The sequence below is a fragment of the Pseudoalteromonas sp. SWN29 genome (genome assembly GCF_015864465.1).
Lineage (GTDB): Bacteria > Pseudomonadota > Gammaproteobacteria > Enterobacterales > Alteromonadaceae > Pseudoalteromonas.
In genome coordinates this window covers 14,934-30,555 of the sequence record NZ_JADYXE010000054.1, presented here as the reverse complement: position 1 = coordinate 30,555, position 15,622 = coordinate 14,934, and the positions used below count along the sequence as shown (strand labels likewise).

Here is a 15,622-nt window from a genome sequence, read left to right as displayed (position 1 = left end):
CTGATCATGACATTGAGATTTAGTTCAAAAAAATCCCCGCTAATTTCTTAGCAGGGATTTGTGTATAAGAGACAGCTTTAATTAGTGGCTTTTTTATAACTATTAATCAGTGTTTTTTGATAAATGACTTAATATTTATAGGTGAAGAAAATTACGCTACATGCATGATTTTTATTCACTCTACAATGTAGGTATAGACACGTAGACTTAATTTCAATTCTCATACTTTATTGTTATTTATGCTGCTTAAACTCATAATTGCACCTTTGCTTATTTTACTAATAACATTCGCCCAAAAACGCTTTGGTAGTTTTGTTAGCGGCATAATTCCTGGCTTGCCTATTACCTCTGGGCCTATTTCTTATTTTATAGCATTAGAGCAAGGTAAATTATTTGCAGCTAACTCAGCGGTGGCCTCTCTTTATGGTATGAGTGGTATAGGTTTATTTTGTTTTAGTTACTTGGTTGTATCACGAAGATTTGGTGTGTTTAAGTCGCTTTTTACAGCGTTAAGCATTTGGTGTGTATTTAGCATTATTACTTTATTTTTGCCTGTGGATATTATTGTGGCGAGTGTGGTTTCGCTGTGTATTTTACTCGGTTTAACTGTTATCTCTACAAAGCTAAATATATCAGTTGATGCAAAACCATTAAATGCTCGCTGGGAGCTGCCAGTAAAAATGGTACTCGTAACAAGTTTTATTGTGCTTGTTACGTTTATATCACAACATATAGGGTCTGCTTGGAGCGGATTAATATCTACCTTTCCGGTTATTTTAGCGGTGATGGGCAGTGTTGCTCACTTTAGTGACAAACAAGCCTCAACGTTTAAAATTCTTAATGGCGGTATTATTGGTTCATTAGGTGGGTGTGTATTTTTTGCAGTGATTGCGTTTATGTTAAAGCATCACTTTATGATTTGGCAGGTATACGCAACAGCAGCTATTTGCTCAACGTTATTTACTATTATTTTTAGCCAATTCATTAATCGCCAATTTAGTAAGCGAGCTATGCTAAACACCAAAAAAGCAGTGCTTAAAATTGACTCGCTCGGTTAATTTATATCTCTAAAGACATAATTTTTAGCTAGTTAGTTAGCTATGTAATTGAGTTAACATTTCACTTGGTGTTTTATTGAAGTGACGCTTAAATTCGCGGCTAAATTGCGATGGGCTGGTATAGCCAACTTTTAATGCTGCTTCGTTTGCCTTGCTTCCACTACTGGTTATAAGCTCTTTGGCTTTAGCTAAGCGTACTTTTTTTAAATATTGTAATGGTGACTCAAACGTTACTTGTCTAAAAGCACGATGAAACGACGATACACTCATATTTACATCTTCAGCTAACCCTTCAACCGTAATTTGATTGGCATAACTACTGTGCATAGTCGACAGCGTACGTGCTATGCGCGCATAGTGCCCGTCGTGCATGGCAAGGCCTATTAACGTGTCGCCTTGTGGGCCGCAAAGCACACGATATACTAATTCTTTTACTATATCTTCGCCAAAAATGTCAGCCTCAATAGGGTTATTAAGCACGCTAAGTAAGCGGTGGGTTACTTGCTCCATTGCGCCATCTATTTTAGCCGATTGAACGCCACCCATTTGCCCTGAAGTGAATGGTTTATGTGTACCAATTTGGTTTACTAGTTTGTGTAACATTACCGGGTTTATATCTATAACTATGCCCATTACAGGCAGGTTGTTATCAGTAAAAGCTTCGCACTCAAGTGGCACAGGTACACCTAAAACAAGGTAGTCACCTTCACCATATTTTATTTGATGTTCAGGGAAATGAATTATTTTATGTCCTTGCCCAACAATAATAATACCTGAGTTATATATGAGTGGCTGGCGTGGTGAGCTTTTACTTGCACGATGAAAATACACACCTGGAATAATGGTTTCCATGTTGCCTTCAAAGTTGAGTAAATTATTGTGCTCTGCAAATTTTTGCATCATGTTGGCTATTGAGGACATTAAAACATCTATTATCGTACGAATTTTGCGTAAAATATCAATATTGACAGTTTTAGGCAAGCTTTTGCGAGTTATTGGGCTTTTTTAATGTTTGTTTTGCCACTAATATGCACTCATTGAAGTTTGGCTTAGTTAGTAACTAAGCATTATATTTAGTATTTAACCGTCACCTAGGAGCAAAATAATGAAATTTAGCTACGTAAATCCAACACTTATCCAGTTCGGCCAAGAACAAATTGCCTCACTAACTGATTTGATCGCAAAGGATCAAAAAGTACTTGTAGTGTACGGCGGCGGTTCAATTAAAAAGAACGGCGTGTACGACCAAGTTGCAGCAGCACTTGAAGGCTTTGATTGGGTTGAATTCTCGGGCGTTGGCGCTAACCCAACAATTGAAGTGTTAGACCAAGCAGTAAAAATTTGTAAAGAACAAGATATCGACTTTGTACTAGCTGTAGGCGGCGGTTCAGTAATCGACGGCGTTAAATACATTGCAGCATCTGCCGTTTACGATGGCGAAGGTTGGGATATTCCTACTGGTAAACATAAAGTAACTAGCGCATTACCTATTGGGGCAGTACTTACGCTTCCAGCTACAGGTTCTGAGTCTAACCAAGGTTCTGTTGTGAGCAAAGCTGCGACTAAACAAAAACTTCCGTTTATGTCTCCTGCGGTACAACCTAAGTTTGCAATTATGGACCCTGATGTAATGAAAACATTACCGCAGCGTCAACTTGTGAATGGTCTAGTAGATGCATGGGTTCATACCTGTGAGCAGTACCTAACATTCCCTGAAACAGCATTGGTTCAAGAAGGTTACGCAGAGGCACTTTTAAGAACGCTTAAAACATTAGGCGATAACTTTGAAAACCAAGACGATGCATGGCGCGCAAACCTTATGTGGGCAGCTAACCAAGCACTTAATGGTTTAATTGGTTCTGGTGTATCGCAAGATTGGGCTACGCACATGATTGGCCACGAGCTTACAGCCGCTTACGGTGTTGACCATGCACGTTCACTTGCTATTGTTCAGCCTTCTTTACTGCGCAACCAATTTGCAGTTAAAAAAGCAAAACTAGAGCAAATGGGTAAAAACGTATTTGGTCATGAGCAAACTGACGACTTAGCTGAGAAAACAATTGCAGCAATTGAAGCGTTTTACCACAGCCTTGACGTAGCAACTGTGCTTACTGAACATGGCGATGATAAAGCCGCGGCTATTGACAATATTATTGGCAAACTTGAAGCACATGGCATGGTTGCTCTTGGTGAAAACCAAGCTATTACGCTTAAAGAAAGCCGTGAAATTTTAGAACAAGCTGTTGCTTAATCACTTTTAAGTAACTTAAAACTAAAAGCCGCTAACGTTTAAAGTTAGCGGCTTTTTTGTGCATAAAATATATTAAAAACACAGTGTTTATAATTAACCAATAATATCGATATTAATGTTTTTAAATGATGATAGTAAACTGTGCTCAACGGTTAGGAAAAACCTAACGCTCAAATAAATTAAACGGGACTAAAACTCATGAAATTATTAAACACATTATTAAGCTCAAAAGCAGGCGTAGCAGCATTAATTTTACGAGTGCCAGTTGGCCTTATTTTAGCGGCGCATGGTGCACAAAAATTATTTGCTTGGTTTGGCGGTTATGGCCTGGAAGGCACAGGGCAATGGATGGCAAGTATTGGCTTAGAGCCAGGTTATTGGTTAGCAATGATGGCAGGTAGCGCTGAGTTTTTTGGTGGCATTGCATTAGCAATTGGTTTGTTAACTCGCCCAGCAGCTGTAGTTGCCGGCTTTACTATGCTGATTGCTATTTTTAGCGTACATATTAGTAATGGCTTATTTATGGCAAACAATGGCTATGAATACGCATTAACGTTACTTGTAGTAACTGTAGTTTTAGCAATTCAAGGAGCGGGAAGCTTTTCGCTTGATAACGTATTAGTTAAAAAGCTAGCTAAAAAATAGAGTTTATTAATTGAAGAATAGCGGCCAATTTGGCCGCTGTTTTTATAGGCTAACTACTAAATTATTTAGCTGAAAAAGTTAAAGAATAACTATACTGCTTTTGCTCAAGTAAATATTCTTTATGGGTGCTTGGGCTCCACGAGTCATCGCCACCCACGCCCATATGTTGATGATCAATATGTACATGCACGCAGTCATCAGCAATTAGCTCATTAGTGTGCTTTGCCTGTGTTAACATGCTTTTCGAATATTCACTGGCTGCAAATAAAAACGCGCCAGTTACGGTTAAGTTATTAATGCTCAGTAATTGGCAATCGCTACGCAGGCCGTTATCAGTTGGAAATATATACGGTGTATGTAGATCATTTAAGCTCAAGCTATAATAACCTAAACGTGCAGCGGCTTTGCGATCTGGGTAGTTTTCAAAAGGACCTAACCCTAGCCAATTTACTTGTGTATCGCTTTGCTTGTTAAGCGTTGTACTTAATCCTATTCGCGGCATTGGCGGTAGGGTGTCGTTTAAGTTCACATCAACATTTAAGCTAATATTGCCGGTATTATTGAGGGTATATAACCACTGTGTTTGAGCCTGTAGCACGCCATTAAACTCGTAATTAAATACACAAGTAATACGTACATCAACGCTTGATTGCACTGCATTAATTGAGCTACAAGTGCGCTGCCATTGCCCAATACCTGCGCGCAACCAACGAGCTTCCCATGCATTAGGATCTAGGTTGTCTACCTCGCTTACACCAATATCGTTATCAAGTGGTGCACGATAAAAATTATCAACTAATGGGCTACTAATAACCTGAGTATCGTTTTGTAACCACTGCTCTATAAGCCCTGATTGCTTACTAAAAATAAGTTTAAACTTATCGCCTTCAATACTTAGGTGAGAGTCTGTTTCATTAACACTTATAGCGCTTTGCTCTGTAGCTGATGCAAACACATTACGGCTTAAGCTCTTGCTGTTTATAAGCTTAAACTGCGCGGTATCCATAACGTGATTAGCGTTTGCAAAGTGCGAGTCGTTAATTAGCACACACTCTAAATTTAAGTGATACTGTGCGCCTTGCTCAAACGTTGTTTTAGTTTCAATAGTTAAAGTGTGCGTACTTTGCGGCGCTATATTAAGTACTTGCTCGCCTTGCTCAACGCATATGCCATTTTGCATTAATTGCCAAACGAGTTTTTCGTTATCTGTTGCCCTAAATACGTAATCGCTAAATACATCAATACTGTATTGATTTTTATTTTGCTCACGCAGTGTAAATTGTAAATGTTGCTGGCTGTATTTAGCTTCAAATAGGCTTGGGTGCGGTGTACGGTCAGGGAATAATAAACCGTTTATACAAAATTGACGGTCATTTAGTTCATCACCAAAGTCGCCACCGTAAGCCCAGTAATGCTCGCCATTTTCGTCTGTTTTAGATAAACCTTGGTCTACCCAATCCCAAATAAAGCCACCTTGTAGGCGTGGGTATTCTCTAAATGCTTGCCAGTAATCGTCAAAGCTACCTAGGCTGTTACCCATAGCGTGCGCGTATTCACATAAAATAAGCGGGCGAGTTTCACCTGGTAGGCTTAGCCACTTTTTAATAGAGTATTTAGGTACCGCATCGTCTTTAATATCGGTATCTACACGGGCGTACATTGGGCAAATAATGTCGGTAGCCGTTGTATTTGCGCCGCCGCCTTCGTATTGCACTGGGCGAGAGGGGTCAAAGCTTTTTGACCAGCCGTACATAGCATCATGATTTGCGCCGTGTCCGCATTCGTTGCCCAATGACCAAATAATAATTGAGGCGTGGTTTTTATCGCGCTCAACCATTTGCGTATAACGCGACATAAATGCACCAGCCCACTGCGGATCGCTAGCTAAACGCCCCATAGGAAACATGCCATGGGTTTCTATATTTGCTTCATCAACTACGTATAAACCTAGCTCGTCACACAGTTCGTAAAAACGAGGGTGGTTAGGGTAGTGAGCAGTACGCACGGCATTAAAGTTATTTTGCTTCATCAGCTTAATATCTTCAATCATATCGGCGGTAGTAACTGTATGGCCGTTTTCTGGGTGGTGTTCGTGGCGGTTAACACCGCGAATGAGTAGCGGTTTGCCGTTTAAGCAAAGCTGCCCGTTAAGCATTTCTACTTTTCTAAAGCCAATGTTATAAGCTTCAACGTCGATGGTATTGCCTTGCTCATCAAGCAGACTCACAACGCAGCGGTATAAGTATGGGGTTTCGGCGGTCCATTTTTTAGGGCTTTGTATATCAATTGTTTGAAATACAACATCGCTCCAACCACCTTTTTCATCAACACGTTTATTGTTAGTACTTTGAATTTGCGGCTCACATAGCGCCTGTTCGCCATCAAAAACTTGCACTGCTATTTGATAGTTATTTGGCGCATTAATCGCCGTTTTTATATGTAGCGTTGCATCGCGATAGCAAGCGTCTAAATTGGGGGTTATAAACACATCACGTATTTGATTTTGTGGTTTTGTAAGTAAGTTAACATCGCGAAAAATACCGCTTAGCCACCACATGTCCTGATCTTCTAAATAACTGCCATCGCTCCAACGAATAACCATAACGGCAATAAGGTTAGTGCCTGCAACTAACAGTTCGCTTAAATCAAACTCGCTCGGTAAGCGGCTATCTTGTGAATAACCCACCCATTGTCCGTTACACCACAGGTGAAACGCCGAGTTAACGCCTTCAAAAATAATATGATTACGCTGAGTTAGCTGACTTTCGTTTATATTAAATTCAGTGCGGTAACAGCCTGTAGGGTTATCGCTTGGTACAAAAGGCGGGTTAACTGCAAATGGGTACTTAACATTACAGTAAATAGGTTTATCAAAGCCGTGTAATTGCCAGTTAGAAGGCACTGTAATACTTTGCCAGTTGCTGTTTAGTGTTTCACTTAGCAACGATTCACCAACCGCTTCGGGTTTATCAAATAATTTAAAGTCCCACTGACCGTTTAAACTTTGTTTTTGCGATTGCGTGTTAGTACGGGCATGGTCAACGCTTTTAAATCCATTGAGTGGGCTGTGCGCTTTTACTTGATTAACTTGTACTGAAATTGGGTTTTCCCAATCTCGGCGATTAATTATGTGCTGTAAAGAGGTCATGTTTATCCTATTGCATAAGCGGGCAATTATAATGCGCTAAATATAGCTAAAAATAATCGCAGGGGTTATGCTTAAAGCTCTCCTTTATTTGTCCAAAACTATCATTTTAATTATGCGCTATAACATTAAAGACATACTTGATATTGGTCCGCGTTGTATAGAACGCTTTATTGATTCACAAACGCTCGCGCAAATGCCAAACCTTGAAATAGCACTTGCGGGTTGCTCAAACCTATCGGGTCGTTATTGCGTAGCACGCTCAGCACCGCTAGAACATACACTTTTTTATACGCTTGCAGGGCAGGGTAATTTAACAACACAAAATGAGCAGTACACACTTAATGCCAATACACTTATTGTGCTACCAGCAAAGCAAAGCTTTGAAGTGAAAATTGATGCTGAACATTGGGATGTTATTTGGTTAAACCTTGCAAATACTAAACGTTGGCAGCATTTAAACTTAGCGCAAGCATTGGTATTAACCGAGCAAAAACTTGAACCGTTACACCTTGCTATGGAGCTTTTATACAGCGAGCCCAATGCTAATTTACGCGAAAGCGTAACGCCTATTTTAAGTCATTACTTAAATGCTACGCTGCAAAATAATTCACAGGGTGCGGCGCATAATCGTTTAATTAGTCTGTTTGAAGAGGTAGATAAGCGCTTGCAGTTTGATTGGACAATAGAGGTAATGTGCGAACATGTGCATTACTCATCGCCGCATTTGCATCGTTTATGCCAAGCGCAATTTGGTAAAAGTCCAATACAACAACTTATTTATTTACGCATTGAACGGGCTAAAAACTTATTGTTAAACACGGCTTGGCCAATTTCGCATGTGGCAAGTTATGTGGGGTACTCTAATATTTTTAATTTTTCCAAACGTTTTAAGAAGTCGGTAGGTGTGTCGCCAAGCGAATTTAGAAAATAACGTTAGCGGCTCTCTACATTTGAATAAATTTAAGGTATTGTGCGATTTCTTAAATTGCATTTTAGAGTTTTAGGTAGGTAATGCGCTCAAACCGTTTTTTAATAGTGATATTATTAGTGCTTGTACACAGCTTTATTAGCTGTGATGGTGCTGCGTATCATTTGCAAGAAGACGTTGATCACGTAACCAGTTCGTTATCGCAAGGCGACTCCACAGCCGATGATAACCAAAGCGATAAAACATCAACTACCGAGATTCATGCCCACCAACATTGCCATTGTGGCTACAACAGCACCTCTAGCCATTCAATAAGCCCAGAGCAAAGTAAAGCAACTTCGCCTGCGTGCTATAACGGGTTAAATTACCCGCCAGATGTACCGCCACCAAATTTTTATAGCTAGCTTTTAATTTTAAATACTTTGTAAAAACTGCCTGCGCTTGTGCGCTATTAGGCTAGTTATTTACATATTTAGGTTGCTTGATCGCGCTTGTTTTTAAAATAGGCGTAGTGATTAAGTTAACTCTGTTTGTTAAAAAACGGACACGCTATATGAATAAAAAACCAATTATGCTGGTGGCGCTAATGTGCGCGCTACCTGCTTTTAGTACTTTGGCGAATGTTAAAACATTAACCCTTAAGCAGGCACTGAGTAATACCGAACAACAAAATCTGGTATTAAAACGCTACCCTTATCATCAAAAAATATTGAGTGCGCTTAAATCTCAAGCTGCTCTTTCGCCTAATCCTGTATTGAATATTGAAGCTGAAAACTTACTGGGCACAAACAAGGCGCGTGGCATTCAAGGCGCTGAAATAACACTTGGGCTTAGCCAACTAATAGAGCTGGGCGATAAGCGCCAAAGCCGTATTAATTACGCAACCGCCAATATTAAAGCCCAAGCAATACAGTATCAAAATACCCGTTTAGCGTTATTGGCAACCACTGCTGAGCGATACTATCAAGGGCTTAAATTTCAAACATTATTAAGTTTAAATAGTGAACGTAAACAGGTAGTTACCCAGGCGCTTAAAGCGATTGAACAAAGAGCCAATGCGGGTGCTGCGTCGCAAGCTGATGTAACGCGCATGCGTTATGCACTTAGCCAAGTAGAGCTTGATAAAGCCATGCTTAATAGTGAATTTGAGCGAGCAAGTTTATCGCTTAACGAGCTGTGGAGTGAGGAGCAACCCTACGATACTTTTGCTGGCAATATTAATGTAATTACTGCGCTTAAATCAGCACAAGCACTTTTAGATGCGGTTAACCAAGCTCCTGAATTTGCATTATTACAGCAGCAATATTTACAGCAAACAGCCAACTTAACACTACAAAAAGCAAACGGACAAACCGATATTAACGTAGGGGGAGGCGTGCGCTATAACCAGCAAAATGACTCCAGCTCGTTAGTGTTTTCGTTTTCTATGCCACTGCAATTAAGCAATTCTAATAGCGGCAATATTGCAGCTGCAAATAGTCAGCTCATGCTTTTAAATGAGCAGCAAGGGCAATTGCGCATCCAGCTACGCCAGCAAGTACGTACTTTGTACGCTTATTATCAAGGTCGAGCTAATCAGGCAAAGCTATTATCTGATCAAATTATTCCTCAGGCACAAACATTGATTGAGCAAAGCTTAAAAAGTTATCAACGCGGACAAATTTCGGTGTTGCAATTGCTTGATGCTCAACAAGCACTTTTTGATTCTAAACGCACACTTATTACAACTCACGCAGAGCTGTACCAAGTGCTACTTACTCTTGAGCGTTTAACAGGCCAATCTTTAATTGAGACTCATCAATCATGAATAAAAATATAATCGCATTACTAGTATCACTTTCGTTTGCCAGCAGCTTTGTAAGTACACATGCATTTGCCTCTGCTGAGCATGGCGAGTCAGGTCATAAAGAAACTGAGCAACACGAGCAAAAGCAAGGTCCACACGGCGGCTTTTTATTAACTGACCCTAAATTAACACTTGAGCTTAAATTGCAAGAATTTGCAGGTAATGTTGAGCTACGTGTATATGGCTATAAACAAAATCAGCCAATTAATATAAACGACTTAAACATAACAATGAGTTTAAAACGTTTAGTTGAAGCCCCGCAAAATATACAGTTTACAGCTGAGGGCGACTACCTTGTGAGCACGCAATCAATTAACGAACCGCATTCGTTTGCACTTACCGTTACTGCTAATTATAACAGTGAGAGCATTAGCTATGAGTACGATCAACACGAAGGGCAAACCACGTTAACAGAGCGAGCTATTGAGCGCGCAGGCATTAAAACCGAGATAGCGCAAAGTGGTGAAGTAGATATTACCGATACGCTTTTTGGTGTTATTGCTCCAACACAACACGGCACGGTAGAAGTAATGGCGCCGTATGCCGGATTGATCAGTGATATTTTTGTAAGCATTGGTCAAAACGTTAAAAAAGGCGAAGTACTTGCCAATGTAACCAACCGCGAAACACTGCAAAATTACCCCATTAAAAGCCCAATTAGCGGCGTTGTAACCGAGCAATACTTAAAGCGTGGCGAGCTTGCAAGCACCAGCGCACTTATGCAGGTAGTTAACCTTGATAAAGTATGGGTTGAGTTATCGGCTTTTCCTGAAAACATTGAAAAACTCGCCATTGGTCAAAGCGCTAAAGTGTACGACCTACATCATCATTTAAATACGCAAGGAAAAGTGTTTTTTATAGCTCCAATGATGACTGGCGGGCACATAGCGCGCGCCCGTATAGAGCTTAATAACCCAGACGGGCATTGGCGCCCAGGCATGCATATAAATAGCGATGTAAGTGTGGCTAAAATAAATGCCAGCGTGCGTGTAAAGCCACAAGCAATTCAAGAGTTTAACGGTCAATTCAGTGTGTTTGTTCGTAAAAACAATGTATTTGAAGTGCGTCCCGTTACCTTAGGTGCAAAAAATAGCGAGTGGGTAGAAGTACTTACAGGCTTAAACGCAGGTAGCGAATACGTAACAGACAATAGTTATGTCATTAAAGCCGATATTTTAAAAAGCGGCGCAAGCCACGCTCACTAGGAGGCACCATGATTAATTGGATAGTTTCTTTTGCGGTTAAACGCCGCATGCTGGTGCTTGCGCTTACATTTTTATTTGCTGGATTTGGTGTATACAACATTCAAAATTTAGCAGTAGACGCAGTACCCGATATAACTAACGTACAAGTGCAAATTAATACCAAAGCGCAGGGTTTTACGCCATTAGAGGTAGAGCAACGCATTACCTATTTGGTAGAAACCGCCATGGCGGGCATACCTAAGCTTGATTATACCCGTTCGCTTTCGCGTTATGGGCTTTCGCAAGTAACGGTTATTTTTAATGAAGGCACCGATATTTATTGGGCGCGTCAGCAAATTGGTGAGCGCATTCAAAGTATTCGCTCCGACTTACCTAATAACGTAGAGCCAAACTTGGGTCCTATTGCCAGTGGTTTAGGCGAAATATTTACTTATAGTGTGCACGCCACGCCTAATGCGTTAAAAGAAGATGGCACCGCCTACAACGCCGAAGACTTACGTACTTTACAAGATTGGGTTATTCGCCCGCAGCTTTTAAAAGTAAAAGGCGTTACCGAAATAAACAGCCAAGGTGGTTTTGAGCGCCAATACCAAGTAGCGCCAGTGCCCGAAAAACTCATTGCCTATAAGCTTACTATTAGCGATGTAATTAGTGCACTTGAGGTTAATAACAGTAACCGAGGCGCAGGCTATATTGAGCGCTTTGACGGGCAATATTTAGTACGCTCGCCTGGGCAGCTTAAAACACTAGAAGACATAGCCAATACCGTTATAGCTAAGCGCGACGATGCGCCTGTACGCATTAAAGATGTGGCTAACGTGCTTTTAGGCAAAGAGCTTAGAACCGGCGCGGCCACTTATAACGGCGAAGAAACCGTGCTCGGCACCGCCATGATGCTAATTGGCGAAAACAGCCGCGTAGTGGCAAAAGCCATGGCTGATAAGTTAGTTGATGTGCAAAAAAGCTTACCCGCTGGCGTTATTGTTGAAGCGGTTTACGACCGCACAACTCTTGTTGATAAAACCATAGCAACCGTGCAAACCAACTTATTTGAAGGTGCCGTTTTAGTGATAGTAATTTTGCTATTACTGCTGGGTAATGTAACGGGCGCGCTTATTACGGCAATGGTTATTCCGTTGAGTATGTTGTTTGCCGTTACAGGAATGGTGGGTAATCGCGTATCGGGTAACCTAATGAGCCTAGGCGCAATCGACTTTGGTTTAATTGTTGATGGCGCTGTAATTGTTGTTGAAAACTGCCTGCGCCAACTCGGTGTAGCTCAGCATAAACATGGCAGGCTACTTACCTTAAACGAGCGTTTAAGTGTAGTGACCGAAGCCACCAAAGAAGTATTTACACCGGCTGTATTTGGCATTGTTATTATTATGCTGGTTTACTTACCTTTATTTGCACTAAGTGGCGTTGAAGGCAAAATGTTTCAGCCAATGGCATTTACTGTAGTTGCGGCGTTAATTGGCGCGCTTATATTTGGCGTTACCTTTGTACCCGCTGCTATTGCAGTGTTTGTTCGCGGTAAGGTTGATGAAACCGAAAACGCAGTCATGCGCGGCGTTAAAAAAGTGTATAAGCCATTACTTGGTATATCGCTTAAATTACCGTGGCTGATGGTGGGTATTGCCACTGCATTAGTATTAGTGCTTGGTTTTAAAGTTAAAAACATGGGCGCAGAATTTTTACCGAAACTTGATGAGGGGGATATTGCTATGCACGCGCTGCGCATTACTGGCACCGGTATTGAGCAATCTGTGCAAATGCAAAAAGAGCTTGAGCAAGCCATATTAGATCAGCCTGAGGTTGCTAACGTATTTTCAAAAATTGGTACTGCCGATGTAGCAAGCGATCCTATGCCGCCCAATGTTGCCGATACTTTTTTAATACTTAAACCGCAAGAAGAGTGGCCTAATCCAGCACTTACTAAAGCAGAATTGGTTCAGCAAATTCGTACCCGTGTTAACGATGTCCCTGGTAATAATTACGAATTTACACAACCAATAGAAATGCGCTTTAATGAGTTAATTGCTGGCGTGCGCGCCGATGTGGCACTGCGTATTTATGGTGACGACTTAAGCGTACTTAAAGAGTTTGGCGAAAAAGCCACAGGGCTAATGCGTAATATTGCAGGTGCTACCGATGTACGTTTGGAGCAAATGGAAGGATTGCCAACACTTTCGGTAACACCAATGCGCGACCATATGGCGTTATTGGGTTTAAGCGTAAACGATATTCAACAGACACTTGCCGCCGCTGTTGGTGGTGTGCAAACCGGACTAATTTACGAAGGCGATAAACGTTTTTCGTTATTAGTACGCCTTGATAAACGTTGGTCTAGCGATGTATCAGCACTTGCTCGTTTGCCAGTTGCTTTACCTAAAGATAGTAACCCAGAACTTGCGTTTGTACCGCTTGGCGAAGTGGCAACAATTAGCATTGAAAAAGGGCCTAATCAAATAAACCGCGAAAGCGGTAAACGTAACGTAGTGGTAACTGCCAATGTGGAAGGGCGCGATTTAGCAAGCTTTGTAAGTGATGCGCAAGCAAGCATGAATGAATCACTTAACTTACCAAGTGGCTATTGGCTTGAATACGGCGGCACGTTTGAGCAGCTACAATCAGCAAGTAAGCGATTGTCGTTGGTTGTGCCGGTCACTTTACTGCTTATATTTGGCTTACTGTATAGCGCCTTTGGATCGCTTCGTGATTCATTGATTATATTTAGTGGTGTGCCACTGGCATTAACGGGTGGTGTGCTTGCGTTATTGCTGCGCGATATGCCGCTTTCAATATCAGCGGGTGTCGGCTTTATTGCCCTAAGTGGTGTCGCGGTATTAAACGGCGTAGTTATGCTGTCGTTTATAAAGCAGTTACGAAGCGATGGTTTAAGTTTGTTTGATGCAATTCACAGCGGTGCATTACAGCGCTTGCGCCCAGTACTGATGACGGCGCTGGTGGCAAGTTTAGGCTTTATACCTATGGCGCTTAATTCGGGAACGGGTTCTGAAATGCAAAAACCTCTCGCGACAGTAGTGGTTGGCGGGATTATTTCATCAACTTTACTGACACTGTTAATATTGCCTGCGCTTTATAAGTTAGTACATTCTAAATTTACTAAAAAAGCAGAAGCTGAATTAGCTTAAATACTAGCTACTGATAATGTAATAAAAAAAGCAGCTGTAGTTACAGCTGCTTTTTTATTTGGGTATTATTTAGCAAAAAACTACATTAATTATACTGAAAAAGATTATCCCAGCGCTCATCAAGAATAGTTTTTGCGTGATCTAAATTTAGCGCGCTATACACGTCAGCTCCCTCTATTTCGTTACTACACGTTACTAAACGCATACGCACCAGCTTTTCAAGCGCGTCAGTAATTTCAAAATCAAGACTGCACTGGTATTTGCTTTTAAACCAATGCTCTATTTGTTCATCAAGCATTTGTGCGCTTAAGCCACTTTCTGATTTTAATAAAAAAGTATAAGCAAGTAAGGCTTCTTTTATGTCTTCTTCTTCGGCGGCGTCTATAAGCGTGTGAAATACGCCCGCGTTGTTATCGAGGTTTTTAAAGTAGAGATTATCGCTAAGGGCTTTCATAAATTTAATTTTACGATTTTTAAATTTACTCCATTCTTTAAAAATAAAGCTGCCAAACACGCCCATACCAATAGCAAAGGTAATAAAGTGTTGTTGAGTCATTTCTACGGCTTCACTTCTAAAGCCACCCCAAAAAGCAAACAGAGCAAGCAATAATACGATTGATGCGCCAAGTTTGGTTATAAGTACCACTGCACCGCCAACTAAAGCAGACGATCCAATAATGACCTTATCGATAGGGCGCATGCGCACTTCGCTATTAGGAAATAGCATTTCAAGATCGGCCTTTGGCACATTTTGAAACAACTTTACTATGGTTGAACTTGGCTCAAACCCCAGAGGCGTTTTATTTTTAGCTTTAAAATAAGCGCTATCTTTAAAGCGAATAAACACCGCTACGCGATCGTAATTAGTAAAGTGCAACGGATTTTTACGAAGGCCCCAAAAGCTGGTAATGGTTTCGGTAAGTTGCGACTCGCCACGGCGATAAAAAACTACTTCTTCAAAGTCATCAAACTCAACTTCAAGGCGCACTTTAAACAGTGACTCTTCATTTAATGCATCTTGTAAGTCTTCATTGGTGATCACTTCAAAATTAGCGGCATTAAGCACCTTGGCAAAATCTTTAGCAAAATCACGTTGGCACTGCGCTTTTTGATCAACCGATACGGGGGCTAACGATCGCGTATCGCTATTGGGATCAAACGGCGCATAGTTGTTTTTAAGTGACTCAAGTGTTGCGTGGTAATCGTAATGAATAAGGCTGGCTAGTAAATCACAAAACTGTTTAAACGATGTTTTTTGTGTGTTGTTATTGAGCTCTTCGCTACACATATCAACAATATCTTGCTTTCTAAAAGGAATAAAACGCGCACTTTGCATAAATTAATAACTACTGTGATAGGGAATCTAACTGTATGGGCACATAATAA

The 15,622-nt window shown here is 40.9% G+C and carries 11 protein-coding genes; 8 read left to right on the top strand and 3 right to left on the bottom strand.

Annotated features, from left to right (window positions below; genetic code table 11):
- The first annotated feature begins 239 nt into the window (after positions 1–239).
- Positions 240–1,058: a hypothetical protein gene (locus I6F53_RS17275; protein WP_197240497.1), complete on the top strand. Its 819-nt coding sequence runs from the start codon at positions 240–242 to the stop codon at positions 1,056–1,058.
- A gap of 36 nt (positions 1,059–1,094) precedes the next feature.
- Here the strand turns inward: I6F53_RS17275 and I6F53_RS17270 are convergent, their stop codons facing one another.
- Positions 1,095–1,979 carry an AraC family transcriptional regulator gene (locus I6F53_RS17270; RefSeq protein ID WP_197240496.1) on the bottom strand — a complete coding sequence of 295 codons (885 nt, stop codon included), beginning with the start codon at positions 1,977–1,979 and terminating at the stop codon, positions 1,095–1,097.
- 184 nt (positions 1,980–2,163) lie between these two features.
- Between I6F53_RS17270 and I6F53_RS17265 the strand changes: the two genes are divergently transcribed.
- Both I6F53_RS17265 and I6F53_RS17260 read left to right on the top strand, forming a co-directional pair.
- Positions 2,164–3,309 carry an iron-containing alcohol dehydrogenase gene (locus I6F53_RS17265; RefSeq protein WP_197240495.1) on the top strand — a complete coding sequence of 382 codons (1,146 nt, stop codon included), beginning with the start codon at positions 2,164–2,166 and terminating at the stop codon, positions 3,307–3,309.
- A 198-nt stretch (positions 3,310–3,507) separates the two neighbouring features.
- Positions 3,508–3,954, top strand: coding sequence for a DoxX family protein (locus I6F53_RS17260; RefSeq protein WP_197119220.1), 447 nt, complete (start codon positions 3,508–3,510; stop codon positions 3,952–3,954).
- Positions 3,955–4,015: 61 nt separating this feature from the next.
- On the opposite strand, the gene I6F53_RS17255 is transcribed toward I6F53_RS17260, so the two are convergent.
- The gene (locus tag I6F53_RS17255) at positions 4,016–7,102 is read right to left on the bottom strand and encodes a beta-galactosidase (protein ID WP_197240494.1); all 3,087 of its coding nucleotides are present in this window, start codon (positions 7,100–7,102) and stop codon (positions 4,016–4,018) included.
- 112 nt (positions 7,103–7,214) lie between these two features.
- Here I6F53_RS17255 and I6F53_RS17250 point away from each other — a divergent pair, with 112 nt between their 5' ends.
- The 5 genes from I6F53_RS17250 (at position 7,215) to I6F53_RS17230 (ending at position 14,236) form a co-directional block, all read left to right on the top strand.
- Positions 7,215–8,033 carry an AraC family transcriptional regulator gene (locus I6F53_RS17250; RefSeq protein ID WP_165740917.1) on the top strand — a complete coding sequence of 273 codons (819 nt, stop codon included), beginning with the start codon at positions 7,215–7,217 and terminating at the stop codon, positions 8,031–8,033.
- An 80-nt stretch (positions 8,034–8,113) separates the two neighbouring features.
- Positions 8,114–8,434 carry a hypothetical protein gene (locus I6F53_RS17245; RefSeq protein WP_008135125.1) on the top strand — a complete coding sequence of 107 codons (321 nt, stop codon included), beginning with the start codon at positions 8,114–8,116 and terminating at the stop codon, positions 8,432–8,434.
- Positions 8,435–8,583: 149 nt separating this feature from the next.
- Positions 8,584–9,837, top strand: coding sequence for a TolC family protein (locus I6F53_RS17240; protein ID WP_166419260.1), 1,254 nt, complete (start codon positions 8,584–8,586; stop codon positions 9,835–9,837).
- Positions 9,834–11,081: an efflux RND transporter periplasmic adaptor subunit gene (locus I6F53_RS17235; RefSeq protein WP_165740915.1), complete on the top strand. Its 1,248-nt coding sequence runs from the start codon at positions 9,834–9,836 to the stop codon at positions 11,079–11,081. Before I6F53_RS17240 ends, I6F53_RS17235 begins: the two co-directional genes overlap by 4 nt.
- A gap of 8 nt (positions 11,082–11,089) precedes the next feature.
- On the top strand, positions 11,090–14,236 hold the full coding sequence (locus tag I6F53_RS17230) for an efflux RND transporter permease subunit (RefSeq protein ID WP_197240493.1): 3,147 nt from the start codon (positions 11,090–11,092) through the stop codon (positions 14,234–14,236).
- Positions 14,237–14,321: 85 nt separating this feature from the next.
- On the opposite strand, the gene I6F53_RS17225 is transcribed toward I6F53_RS17230, so the two are convergent.
- Positions 14,322–15,572 carry a TMEM143 family protein gene (locus I6F53_RS17225; protein WP_197240492.1) on the bottom strand — a complete coding sequence of 417 codons (1,251 nt, stop codon included), beginning with the start codon at positions 15,570–15,572 and terminating at the stop codon, positions 14,322–14,324.
- Positions 15,573–15,622: the final 50 nt, after the last annotated feature.

Bases quoted from the DNA above. Each gene is read 5' to 3' on its own strand.
- I6F53_RS17275 (WP_197240497.1), top strand. From the start codon at position 240: ATGCTGCTTAAACTCATAATTGCACCTTTGCTTATTTTACTAATAACA.
- I6F53_RS17270 (WP_197240496.1), bottom strand. From the start codon at position 1,979: ATGTCCTCAATAGCCAACATGATGCAAAAATTTGCAGAGCACAATAAT.
- I6F53_RS17265 (WP_197240495.1), top strand. From the start codon at position 2,164: ATGAAATTTAGCTACGTAAATCCAACACTTATCCAGTTCGGCCAAGAA.
- I6F53_RS17260 (WP_197119220.1), top strand. From the start codon at position 3,508: ATGAAATTATTAAACACATTATTAAGCTCAAAAGCAGGCGTAGCAGCA.
- I6F53_RS17255 (WP_197240494.1), bottom strand. From the start codon at position 7,102: ATGACCTCTTTACAGCACATAATTAATCGCCGAGATTGGGAAAACCCA.
- I6F53_RS17250 (WP_165740917.1), top strand. From the start codon at position 7,215: ATGCGCTATAACATTAAAGACATACTTGATATTGGTCCGCGTTGTATA.
- I6F53_RS17245 (WP_008135125.1), top strand. From the start codon at position 8,114: ATGCGCTCAAACCGTTTTTTAATAGTGATATTATTAGTGCTTGTACAC.
- I6F53_RS17240 (WP_166419260.1), top strand. From the start codon at position 8,584: ATGAATAAAAAACCAATTATGCTGGTGGCGCTAATGTGCGCGCTACCT.
- I6F53_RS17235 (WP_165740915.1), top strand. From the start codon at position 9,834: ATGAATAAAAATATAATCGCATTACTAGTATCACTTTCGTTTGCCAGC.
- I6F53_RS17230 (WP_197240493.1), top strand. From the start codon at position 11,090: ATGATTAATTGGATAGTTTCTTTTGCGGTTAAACGCCGCATGCTGGTG.
- I6F53_RS17225 (WP_197240492.1), bottom strand. From the start codon at position 15,572: ATGCAAAGTGCGCGTTTTATTCCTTTTAGAAAGCAAGATATTGTTGAT.